11 protein-coding genes are annotated in these 12,222 nt (G+C 39.5%); all 11 read left to right on the top strand.

Translation table 11 applies throughout. The features are described 5' to 3' along the window. Window positions 1–2 precede the first annotated feature (2 nt). Genes L659_RS0105500 through L659_RS0105450 form a run of 11 tightly spaced genes read left to right on the top strand, consistent with a single transcriptional unit; the run spans window position 3 to window position 12,205 of the window. On the top strand, window positions 3–905 hold the full coding sequence (locus L659_RS0105500; RefSeq protein WP_007586321.1) for an ExeA family protein: 903 nt from the start codon (window positions 3–5) through the stop codon (window positions 903–905). After that, window positions 902–2,044, top strand: a complete 1,143-nt coding sequence (locus L659_RS0105495) for a tetratricopeptide repeat protein (RefSeq protein WP_024589867.1) — start codon at window positions 902–904, stop codon at window positions 2,042–2,044. The genes L659_RS0105500 and L659_RS0105495 overlap by 4 nt, the downstream gene beginning before the upstream one ends. Next, window positions 2,041–3,768 carry a GspE/PulE family protein gene (locus L659_RS0105490; protein ID WP_024589866.1) on the top strand — a complete coding sequence of 576 codons (1,728 nt, stop codon included), beginning with the start codon at window positions 2,041–2,043 and terminating at the stop codon, window positions 3,766–3,768. The genes L659_RS0105495 and L659_RS0105490 overlap by 4 nt, the downstream gene beginning before the upstream one ends. After that, the gene (locus L659_RS0105485) at window positions 3,755–4,975 is read left to right on the top strand and encodes a type II secretion system F family protein (protein ID WP_024589865.1); all 1,221 of its coding nucleotides are present in this window, start codon (window positions 3,755–3,757) and stop codon (window positions 4,973–4,975) included. The genes L659_RS0105490 and L659_RS0105485 overlap by 14 nt, the downstream gene beginning before the upstream one ends. A gap of 1 nt (window position 4,976) precedes the next feature. Then, window positions 4,977–5,561, top strand: a complete 585-nt coding sequence (locus L659_RS0105480; RefSeq protein ID WP_024589864.1) for a pilus assembly FimT family protein — start codon at window positions 4,977–4,979, stop codon at window positions 5,559–5,561. 22 nt (window positions 5,562–5,583) lie between these two features. After that, on the top strand, window positions 5,584–6,111 hold the full coding sequence (locus tag L659_RS0105475) for a prepilin-type N-terminal cleavage/methylation domain-containing protein (protein WP_024589863.1): 528 nt from the start codon (window positions 5,584–5,586) through the stop codon (window positions 6,109–6,111). Between the two features lie 10 nt (window positions 6,112–6,121). Then, complete coding sequence (locus L659_RS0105470; RefSeq protein WP_024589862.1) at window positions 6,122–6,610, top strand: pilus assembly FimT family protein; 489 nt, start codon at window positions 6,122–6,124, stop codon at window positions 6,608–6,610. Further along, complete coding sequence (locus tag L659_RS0105465) at window positions 6,597–7,148, top strand: type II secretion system protein (protein WP_024589861.1); 552 nt, start codon at window positions 6,597–6,599, stop codon at window positions 7,146–7,148. The genes L659_RS0105470 and L659_RS0105465 overlap by 14 nt, the downstream gene beginning before the upstream one ends. Next, window positions 7,148–7,987 (top strand): PulJ/GspJ family protein, encoded by an 840-nt coding sequence (locus tag L659_RS0105460; RefSeq protein WP_024589860.1) that lies wholly within the window; start codon window positions 7,148–7,150, stop codon window positions 7,985–7,987. The genes L659_RS0105465 and L659_RS0105460 overlap by 1 nt, the downstream gene beginning before the upstream one ends. Continuing rightward, window positions 7,977–8,468: a hypothetical protein gene (locus L659_RS0105455; protein WP_024589859.1), complete on the top strand. Its 492-nt coding sequence runs from the start codon at window positions 7,977–7,979 to the stop codon at window positions 8,466–8,468. Before L659_RS0105460 ends, L659_RS0105455 begins: the two co-directional genes overlap by 11 nt. After that, complete coding sequence (locus tag L659_RS0105450) at window positions 8,465–12,205, top strand: H-type lectin domain-containing protein (protein ID WP_024589858.1); 3,741 nt, start codon at window positions 8,465–8,467, stop codon at window positions 12,203–12,205. Before L659_RS0105455 ends, L659_RS0105450 begins: the two co-directional genes overlap by 4 nt. Window positions 12,206–12,222: the final 17 nt, after the last annotated feature.

The raw sequence follows: 12,222 nt of genomic DNA, 5'->3' as shown, positions 1-12,222 counted from the left end.
CTATGTATTTAAGCTTTTTTAATTTAAGTGAAATGCCTTTCACGTTAACCCCTAACACACAATTTTTTTGTGCACTTGAACCGCACCACGAAGCGATGCAAGTGCTAACAACAGCCATTGAAATGGGTGAAGGGTTTATTAAAGTCACCGGTGAAGTTGGGACAGGTAAAACGTTGCTTTGTAGAAAGCTATTAAACCAACTTGAGCCAGATTACATTGTGGCTTATTTACCTAACTCTTATTTAAGTCCTGAAGAGCTTAGATGGGCGATTGCAATTGAACTGGGTATGGATGTAGATAAAGCATTGGATCAACAAGCACTAGGGCAGCTTATAAATCATCACTTACTCGACTTACAAGAAGATAATGAGCGCGTAGTGCTTTTGATTGATGAGGCGCAATGCTTGAGTTGGGAGACTCTAGAGGCGTTGAGATTATTTACAAACTTAGAAACAGAAAGCGAAAAGTTGATTCAAGTTGTGTTATTTGGGCAACCTGAACTTGATGAAAAACTGGCAAACAATAAAGTAAGGCAGTTACGCCAACGTATTAGTTTTTCGTATAAGTTACGGGCGATGACTGGCGCTGAGGTTGTTTATTATATTAATCATCGCTTACAAGTTGCAGGATTTAATAGGCCTCCTTTATTTAATAATAGTATGGGGCTTAAGATTGCCAGAGCAAGCCGTGGAATTCCTAGATTAGTTAATATTTTATGCCACAAAGCACTATTACAAGCGTACGGTGAAGGGTTAAATACAATAACAAATCGCCATATTCAGCTTGCCATAAAAGATACCGAAGACTGCGCAAAATATCGAACCGGTCAATATTGGAGCTACAGCGCGTTAATGTTTAGTGTTTTAGCTATTGCTGCCATATGGGTATGGAGGCAGTGGTTATGAGCGTTATAAATAATATGCTTAAAAATATTGAGCAACGTGAAGCTAAACAAGTGAATATTCAAGAAGGTATAAGCGTAAAGCCAATATATGATGTAAAAAACATTGTATTTAAAGCCGCAATTTTACTTATTATGCTAAGTGTCATTTTTTTAGCATACCTGTATTTACCGACCGCCGACAAAAAAGAAACTCAACGTGAGTCTGTGCTACCACAGCAAAAAATGGTCGCGGTTTTGAGCTCTAATTTATCTGATTCTCAAGATGAAAAAAGCACTGTAGAGCCTTTAGTTGAGCAAGAAGTTGTGAAGAAGGCTGTGCAAGTTGAGCAAATAAAACCGGAAGTGAATGATTTAGCTGAATCCAAGTTGAGTGAAGCAACATCACTGGTTTCTCAACCAACGGCTGAGCCGGTTGTAATTGCCGAGGTTAAACAAAGCCCTGCACTAGCTAAAGGTAATATGTTAGTGGCTAGCAAAGTTATTGTCAGCAAGCCAAAAGTTACTTCAGTGACTAAAACTAAGCCACAAAATACTATGATCAAAAGTGCAGCAGAAACTAAGTCACCACAGGCTTTATTAGTCGAGCAATTAGCAGCAGCTAAACAGGCAATACAGTTTGGCTTATACAACGAAGCAATTAGTGATTTAAACATTATTTTAGCGCAATCGCCTTTACATGTTGAGGCCCGAAACTTACTGGCTGCAACTTACTTTAAACAGCAAGATATAAATTCTGCGCAACAGGTTTTGCAAGCGGGTATTCGCCAAAACCCTGACGTACTTGAATGGCGTGTAATGCTAAGCAAAATACTCATTATGCAACAACAGTATGAAGGGGTATTACTACTTTTAAGTGATGAATTTGAATCCCAGGCGAATCTTGATTTTTGGGTGCTGCAAGGTACTGCTGCGCAAAGTGCGAGTAAGCACCATAAAGCACTTGAAAGCTTTAAACATCTTACACAGCTCCAGCCTAGCCAAGCCAAGTGGTGGCTTGCACTTGCAACCTCAAAAGATGCACTAGGAGAGTACCTCGATGCTAAACAGCTTTATAAAGTAGCTCTAGATTTAGGTGGGTTAAATACCGCTATGACCCAGCATGCATTACAGCGTTTAGTTGCACTAAAGGAGGCCGTATGAGACCTAGTTTAAAAATGCGCTTAGGCGATTTACTTGTCCACGAACACATGATCACTGAAGCGCAACTAAGTGAAGCATTAAATGTTCAAGCTGCAACGGGCCGTAAATTAGGTTCGACACTTATTACACTTGAGTTTATTAGTGAGCCACAATTATTACGCTTTTTAGCGCAGCAATTACAGGTACCTTTTTTAGATATATCACAGCGAAAAATATCACACGATGTGTCTAAGCTTTTATCTGAGGTATATGCGCGTCGTTACAGAGCACTAGTAATCGAAGACAATGGTGACTCTGTTTTGGTCGGGATGAGCGATCCTGCTGATTTAAGGGGGCTTGATCAACTTGCGACTATGCTTGCTCCTAAACGAATAGATTTAGCTGTTGTACAAGAAAGCCAAATCATGGCTGCATTTGATAACGTATATCGTCGTACAGATGAAATTACCAACTTTGCAGCACAACTCCATGAAGAATACCAAGACGTAGAAGAGTTTGATTTAAACTCTTTAGGTGATGAGACATCTGATGCAACCGTCGTAAAGTTACTGCAATCAATATTTGAGGATGCTGTGCAAGTTCGCGCATCTGATATTCATATTGAGCCAGATGAAGGTTTGCTTCGCATTCGTCAACGTGTAGATGGAATATTACAAGAGCACACTCTTAACCAAGTAAAAATAGCATCGGCACTAGTGCTACGTTTAAAGCTTATGTCGGGATTAGATATATCTGAAAAACGCCTCCCTCAAGATGGCCGGTTTAATATAAAAGTGCGCAGTCATAGTATTGATGTGCGCCTATCTACTATGCCGGTTCAGCATGGTGAATCAGTTGTAATGCGTTTGCTTGATCAATCTGCAGGATTATTATCGTTAGATGAAACAGGCATGCCGGCACACATATTAAAACGTGTGCGCAGTATTATAAAACGCCCACATGGCATGGTTTTAGTTACTGGGCCAACAGGCTCGGGTAAAACAACCACACTTTATGGTGCATTGAGTGAGTTAAACCAACAAGAAAGTAAAATTATTACCGTAGAGGATCCGGTTGAGTATCGTATTGGACGTATTAACCAGGTACAAATAAATAATAAAATAGGGCTAAGTTTTGCCAGTATTTTACGGACCGCTCTAAGGCAAGATCCTGACATTATAATGGTTGGCGAAATGCGTGACCAAGAAACCGTAGATATTGGATTAAGGGCCGCTTTAACAGGCCACCTAGTACTATCAACGTTACATACCAATGATGCAATTACCAGCGCTATGCGCTTAATCGACATGGGTGCACCGGCTTACTTAGTGGCAAGTTCACTGCGAGCGATTATTGCTCAGCGATTAGTAAGGCGAGTATGTAATGACTGTAGAGTACCGTACTTGCCAGATCGCCAAGAAATAAGTTGGTTAAAATATTTAGGCGAAGAGATTACAGATGCTCAATTTTCTAAAGGGCAAGGTTGCACAGCATGTAATCACACTGGTTATAAAGGACGTGTAGGTATTTTTGAGTTGCTCGAAATGGATGATGCAATGATGGATGCCTTACGAGTTAACGACACACAAGGCTTTGCAAAGGCTGCTAAAAATAGTGCTAACTTTTCGCCGCTCTCAGCAATGGCATTAAATTACGCTAAGAAAGGTATTACCTCTTTAGATGAAGTATTTAAAGTGGCTGAATATATCCCAGAAATAGTAGGGGATATTGATGCAACTATATAGCTATAAAGCGAAAGACAGCAAAGGTGTTTTGGTAAAAGGCCAATTAGAAGCGAGTAACCAAGCTGGCGTAGCTGATAGTTTAATGAAGCGTCAATTTATACCAATATCAATTTCTTTAGTTGAAACAAAAAATAACATTAAAATTTTCGATAATTTATTTGTCGAAAAAATAACGCTAGACGACATGATTATGTTTTCTAGACAAATGTATTCGCTACTAAAAGCGGGTATTCCAATTATACGAGCAATGATTGGATTGGCAGATACAACACAAAATAAAGAATTTAAAAATGTATTGATGGAAGTTACCAGGCAACTTGAGCAAGGCCGGGACTTATCCAGTGCAATGGCAATTCATAACGAGGTATTTAGCCGCTTAACCGTGTCAATGGTAATGGTTGGTGAAGGTTCTGGCCGATTAGAAGATGCATTTTATCAACTCGCTATTTACTTTGAAAAAGAACAGGAAACTCGCAAACGAATAAAAGCAGCTATGCGCTACCCTACTTTTGTTATTTTGGCTCTTGTAGCAGCTATGGTTATTTTAAATATTTTTGTAATTCCTACCTTTGCGAGCATGTTTGCCAAATTCGATGCCGAATTGCCGTTAATGACTCAAATATTAATTGGTACTAGCAGCTTTTTTGTTAATTACTGGTGGTTATTGTTGGTAATGGGTATTGGGGCGGTATTTGCGTGGAGGCGTTATTTAAATACAGATGCTGGGCGCTTCAAGTGGGATCAATATAAATTAAAAATTCCATTTATTGGAGATATTTTAAAACGCACATTGCTTGCGCGCTACAGCCAAAGTCTAGCTATGGTATTGCGCTCTGGCGTACCTATGACCACGGGGTTATCGCTAACAGCGCATGCCGTAGATAATAGCTATATGGAAAAAGCGATTATTACTATGCGCCAAGATATAGAAAAAGGCGATAGCTTACTTAGAGCCTCAAAAAGTTCTGAGCTGTTTTCTCAGCTTGTATTACAGATGGTCGCCGTAGGTGAAGAAACCGGTCGGGTTGATGAGTTACTTCAAGAAGCAGCTGATTATTATGAGCGTGAAGTTGATTATGACTTACGAAGCTTAACTGCAAAAATAGAACCTATTTTAACTGTGTTTGTTGCCATTATGGTGCTGATTTTAGCATTGGGTATTTTTATGCCTATGTGGAACATGATGTCGGCAATTAAAGGGAATTAAGGTGAACACAACAATAGCTTACTCAAAAGGTTTCTCATTATTTGAGTTAGTTATTGTTGTTATTTTACTGGCAGTAATTTTGAGCTTTGCTATACCTCAATATATAGGTATTAAAAATCAAGCGCATAATGCAAGCGTAGATGCTATCGCAGGTGGTTTTTCATCGGCTGTTGGCATGGTTAGAGGTCAATGGGAGTTAGAAGGGAGACCAAATAGTAAGTCAAATAAAACATTTGTTAATTATGGAGGAGTAATAGTTGGTGTTGATGGATCGTTAGGTACACCAACGAGTGACGAAACAGAAAAAAAAGATACTCGTGCAGAGTCTATAAATGCTCATAAATGCCGCCAAGTATTAAATGTAATTTTACAAGATGCACCAAGTAGTACCTCAAGTAGTGAAATATCGATAATAAAAAGTGTAAGTTTTTTAGTTAGGTACAATGCAGAAAGTACGCAATGCGTCTATTATTTAACTCATACCATTGATATTAAAAGTATACCTACCAATACGGGTGAAATATCAGGTTTAACAGGTTTTTCATACTTTGCTAAAACAGGCAAAGTAAAAATATTTAAAAACTAAGTAATTAAAAAGAGGCTTATTTATGAAAACGCAATCGTTAAAAAGTTTACAAATGAATAAACAAGCAGGTTTTACACTTGTTGAATTGATCATCGTAATTGTTATTTTAGGCATTTTAGCCGTTACCGCAGCCCCTCGTTTTTTAAACTTGCAAGGTGATGCAAATGCTTCAACACTCGAAGGCTTACAAGGGTCTATTCGCAGTGGTATGAATATTGTAAATGGCAAATCTATTATTGCTAGTGATCACAAAAAGGCAACGGCTGAAGTTACTGTAGATACAGGGGATGCAGTCGATACAGTTTATGGTTACCCAGCAGCAACACTTGCTGCATTTGAAGCATTTTTAGATGTTAGCTTTGCTCCATCTACAGCACCAGACACAGATGACTTTAATATTGATGCGACAACAACTGGAACAGTTATTATATACCCTAATAGTTACATTGCTGATGATGAGTGCAGAATTGAATACATACAAGCAACTGCAACTACAGGGCCTGTTGTAGTAACGCCTCCTACAATTAATATTTTTACTGATGAATGTTAATTAATATTAAATGATAAGTAGTAAGCAACGATTGCGTGGCTTCACACTCATTGAGTTAATTATTACTCTAGTGATATTGGGAATACTGTCGGTAACGGCAGTTCCCAAATTTCTGGGCAGCTCAACAGAAGATGCATACTCATATCGAGACCGTACTTTAAATGCACTTAGAACAGTGCAGTTACGTGCAATGCAAAATACAGCGACAACAAGTTGCCATACTCTTTATATAACCTCCACACTTATTGCTCCCCCCACACCTGATACATGTATCGGTGGCGCTGATACCAACAACACCGATCATTTAGTGGTACAAATAAACACGCAAAGAAGTGATATAACATTTAGCGCTTTAGATAGTAACGCGAATATATTTACCCAAATTAGTTTTGATCCTTTAGGTAAATCAAATCAAACCTGTACTTCGCAGTGTCGAATAGATGTTGGATTAGCTGGCGTATGCATAAGTGGTGAAGGGCTTATCTATGCGTGCCCTTAAAGTAAAAGGTTTTACTTTAATTGAGCTTATTATTGGCATAGTGATGTTTGCTATTGCATTAAGCATTATTACCGCGCTCATTGCCCCACAAGCCAAAAAAAGTGCAGAGCCAATTATTGCTTTAAGAGCCTCTGAATTTGGTCAATCATTAATGAACGAAATTCAAAGTAAATCGTTTGATGAGCACAGCGATAGAAGTGCACCTTTTAGGCGTTGCGGCGAAACAACCTTGGGTGCTGAGCCTTGTACCGCAGAGGGCGATTTAGGCGTCGATAGCTTAGGGGCAGGCCTAGAAACCCGAACCAGTTATAACGATGTAGATGACTATATTGCACTGTCTAACCAGCCTATCACCAATAGCTTAGGTGAGGTGTTAAGCCAATACAGTGACTTTAACTTAGTTGTTACTGTTGAGTACGATAGCGACTTTAACGAATTGACCATCAATGATGGCACAACCTTTAAGCGTATTACTATTGAAGTAACATCACCCTTAGGCGAAGTTTACGGATTTAGTGCATATAAAGGGAATTACTAATGCAAAGAGCTAAATACCAAAATGCATTTACCCTTATAGAGCTATTACTTGTCATGGTTATTATTGGTATTTTAGCCGTAAGTGCATTTTCGTTTATTGGTGCTGGGGTCAGTATTTACTCACAAGGGGTTGAACGCCAAGAAGCAGTAGCCCAGGCCCGCTTTTTAATAACGCGACTTAGTAAAGAGCTTCGCCACGCTACGCCAAATTCATTAAGGCTTTCTTGCGATAATAATACTAGCGGGGCCTGTAGTGCTCAGCAGTGTTTAGAATTTACGCCGTTTTTATCGGCCACTCACTATACAAATTACCTACCTACCGTAGCGCCTTTTAATGTTAGCGCTGTTGATTTTGAACTTAATAACTTAACGCAGCCGCAAGCTGGAGATTGGGCAGCTATTTACCCATTAAGCAGTGCTGATATATACGATGAAAACAATAATAAGCGCTTGCAAGTATCAGCATTTAATAGTTCAGCGAGTGAAATTGATGAGTGGCAATTTAGTAAAGCATTTGCCCAAGAGTCGCCGAGTAAACGCCTTTATTTACTCTCTCAACCTGTAAGTTTTTGCGTTGAAGGGCAGTATTTATATAGATATACCAATTACGGTTTTACTATTAATCAATCAGATGCTGTGAGCTTACAAATAAGCAGTGGTGTTAAACGTGATTTATTAGGTATTTACATTGCTAACAATTTAGCGAGCGATTTATTTTTTACTCTTGATTCACTCTCTCTACAAAGAAACGCTGTGCTTAATGTGAATGCGCAAATGCAATTTAACGATACTGAAGTAATGAACTTTAACCATGAGGTACATATTCCTAATGTACCTTAAAAAAAATCCTCACGGAAAAGCCTTACCCAGTAAACAAAAAGGGAACTTAATAATTGTTTCTTTGGTAATTATTGTTGCTTTATTAGCACTAGGATTAGCATTAGTTAAAGTGCTTTCTGGTGCATCTCAACAAAATACAATTGAGTATTATGGGGCTCGCGCTTTTATGGCAGCACAAAGCGGCCTAGAAAGTGGTTTAACGCAACTATTTCCAATAAATAGCTCAGTTCAAAGCTGTACATCAGTTACTACTGATTTAACCTTCCAAACTGCATATTTAGCTAACTGTAAAGTAGTGGTGAGTTGCGATGAATATATAGACTTACCTGATAGCAGTACAACCAACGGGCTTGTGAATATATATTACTTACAAAGCAGTGCAACGTGCGCCGCAATTGATTGCCCTGCAGGGAGTAGCTGCAGAAAAGATTATTGGCAAACACAAAGAACGCTCAGTCTGGAGGCTAAAACTTTACCATGATGAAAAATGCATTGGTCACTATATTTTTTAGCTGCGTGTTACTTTGTAATTACGCAAATGCAGTGCCTCCAAAAATCGAAGGCCGTTATATAGAACTGCAAGATACATATACATCGCCTGTTTGGACAAAAGTTAATTTTCAACAGCAATATATAACGCCTCCTGCTGTTTTTATGCTCTCAACAAACCAAGGCGGAAACCCTGCAATAATAAGAATACGTAATATAACCACAACTAGCTTTGAGGCCTTACCGCTTGAACCTTCAGGAGAGGATGGCGGGCATATTAGTATGGGAGCGCACTATTTAGCTATTGAGTATGGTGTGCATCAATTTCCAGACGGCACAATTATGGAAGTAGGTAATACTGATCTATTACTCGAATTACAGTATGGCTCTAAGTCTGGTTTTGCTCCACTAACACCTAAAGGCTATAAGCCTTTAACATTTGCTGAACCGTTTACTCAAAGGCCAAACTTTTTTCATTCGTTACAAACACTCAATAGCATAGACAGCAATCCACCAACGCAAGCATTAATACCATTTTTAACAGTTGCAGTAGAAAGTAATTCTCTATCTGCCAGCGGCGTTAATATTGCTTTAGAAGCATCTGAAACAGCACTTGGGCTTATAAAAACCGAAACTGTTGCCTATATGGCTGTGGAACCCGGAAGTAACCGCACATTTTCTGACGATAATGGCGTTGAGGTATCGTGGGAAACTTTTTTCACAGGCTTTGAAGTTGACGGTTGGAGCAATGGCTGTAATTACTTTAGTTTTACTAATAATTTTAGTGTGGCTCCGTTAGTTGTAGCAAGTAAAAACTCACGCCAAGAAGATGATGGCGGGTGGCTACGCAGCTGTAACCTGCGAACTGACAGGTTAGGACTTGTAGTTGACGAAGATCGTGATGGCGATAACGAGCGCCGTCACGTAAACGAGGAAGCATCAATACTCGCCATGACTAGTACCTTTGTATTTAATGGTGATATTTTAGATTGTGATACGCTATTCCCAGGCGCTATTTCTACTTATAACAATGGTGAAGTGCAGCTGGTGCAGGGAGTAGAAATAACCGATGGTAATGCGCAGTTTGTCACCACCACAAGTTTAATTTCTACAGCGCTGACGAGCCCTCCTTTGTGTAATGGTCAGGCGTGTGTTGCTGGTGGTTATAACTCTTTAGAACCGAATCAAGCGGCGCAGGTGCCAACGGTTACAAATGATGGTAGCTCAACAGGGCCCGTACCTACTTCTTTAGCTGGCGACTATTATTACGATGAGTTGCAGTTAAGTATGCTGGAAACAGAGTACAGAGTAACAGCGCCTACACGTATTTTTTTAAAAGACACAACCTCACTTCTATCAACTTCATTTTTGAATATAGGTAAAACAAATATAGTAGTAGAAACTGGCGCGTACTTGGCTATTTATGTGGATGGTGCGGTTGCTATTGCAGCCGATGCAAATATTGCGGGCTATATTGTTGCAACTGGTGAGGTAAGAATCGCTCAAAATGTAACGTATCAGGGATCAATTACATCGGCTACTCAAATTATTACCGAAGGGAGTTCAACGTTTGACGCTCTACCAGTACCCGAAAGTATCCCTGGTTTTTGTGGTATTTATACACCAGAAACACTGGATCATTATCGTTTAACAATAAGCGATAACAAAGGTCTAACGTGTGAAGCTAAAGAAATGACACTAACAGCCTGCGCTAATGATGCCTGCGACTTATTATTTGCGGAACCATCTAGTTTAAACCTTTCTCCAGATAATAGTGGTCAGCAAAGTTGGGTTACGGGGGAGAATATTAATTTTACAGGATCAGCGGTTGTCGAATTTGCTAAGCGCACCACAGGCAGTGTTACATTTGGATATAACACTGCTGATCCTTCTGCACCTCTTCGTTGTTATATCGGTGGTAATAATGTTGGTTTGAGTGGCTGTAAAGTTACGTTTTCTGATGCTGGATTTATTTTTAATAATGATACAGATGGAAATACTACAATTCCTACTCAGTTATCAGCAAAGCCTTCAAATACTGGATTTAATGCAAAAGCGCTATCTATTCAAGCGGTAAAAACAAATACCACTACGGGCGTATGCGAAGCTGCATTTCCCGCTGGTGGCGATGTAAGCTTAGATTTATCGTATACATGCAGTGCTGGTGCAAGTTGCTCTAATACGGTTTCACTTAGTAACAACAATAATACCTTTGCGGTCGAGCAAGCAGTTAAATCGTTAACGCTAAACTTTGATAGTGAGTCTAAAGCCCCGATTGTTATAAATTATCCTGATACAGGAAAGTTGAGTTTAAATGTAAATACCAATTTAATTTTAGACCCACTAACTAATTTATCAGTAAATTTAACGGGTAGTTCAAATGAATATGTCGTAAAACCATTTGGATTAGCCATGGAGGTAGCAAGTGATGGTTATGCAGCAGATGCCAATGGGAGCTTATTTAGATTAACGGGCGAAGCATTTGATTTAAAAATGAATGCGGTGCAGTGGCAAACAGGGCAAGACACTAACAACGATGGTTTCCCAGACAACTACAGCAATATTACAAATAACACCATTGCCAAGCATTTTATTACAGAGCAACCACTTGTAGAGGCATTACTTAAAGCGCCTACGCCAGGCATTCAAGGTACGCTTGAAGCTATGAGTACTGTTGCCTTTAATGACACAGGTAGTTTGAGTGAATCTATATCGCAATATAATTACGACCAAGTTGGCATCATTGATTTAACAGCAGGCCTTCAAGATGCCGATTATTTTGGTGCGGGAGATGTAAAAGGTGAGCTATATAACGTTGGTCGTTTTGCACCTTCGCAGTTTCAGGTAGTGGGGGTTCAAGCCGCCGCGCAGTGCACGCAATACGGCAGTAATTTAACTTATCTTGATCAACCTTTTGAACTTGGCTTTACAGTACAAGCACAAAATCAAAATGGTGAGCTAATGGCTAATTATAAAGAGGGCTTTGATAAGTCCAGTGTAGACGTTAATGCCGAAAATAATGAAGTAGGTAACTATGTACCTGCAACTAATTTTACTAGCCGCTTAGTAAACCTAGGAAATAACAACTGGGGAGATACAAGCGATGGTCAATGGCAAATGAGCCAACTCAACACGACACTTAAAAGATTAGGTGTAGGGCAAACAGACGGACCGTTCGCTATGGTGAGCTTAATGGCAACGCTTTCTGACATAGAAGGGGCAACACTCATTGATGCAAATGATAAACCTAATACACAAACAGCATGCTCGGGTGGTTGTAATAGCGTACGGCTAAATGCATTACCAATAGAGTTTAGATTTGGACGTTTAGTCCTTGGTAATAACGCAGGCTCCGATCTCGACCCTTTACTTATTCCTATGCAGGCTCAGTATTACAACGGCAGTGGATTTGTAAATAACGCTGAAGATAACTGTAGTGTATTTGATCATACCCAAATTACTCAAATATCACCTAGCAGCCCACAATTAACCTATAAATATGGGACTGGTGTATCTGGCCAGCTAGAAGCGGGAGTATATCCGCCAGATAACGGTATTTATGCACAGCCAAATGGTTTGGGTGAATTTACCTTAGAATATAATACTTATGATTGGTTAAAGTGGGATTGGCAGGGCGATGGAACACAGCTTGATCCTCGTACTATTTTACAATTTGGACGCTTTAGAGGAAATGATCGGGTTATTTACTGGCGTGAAACACGCGAATAGTTGTAAACTAATATAAT

It is taken from the genome of Pseudoalteromonas sp. S8-8 (assembly GCF_000497875.1).
GTDB lineage: Bacteria > Pseudomonadota > Gammaproteobacteria > Enterobacterales > Alteromonadaceae > Pseudoalteromonas > Pseudoalteromonas arctica.
This window is presented reverse-complemented; position numbering and strand designations above follow the sequence as displayed.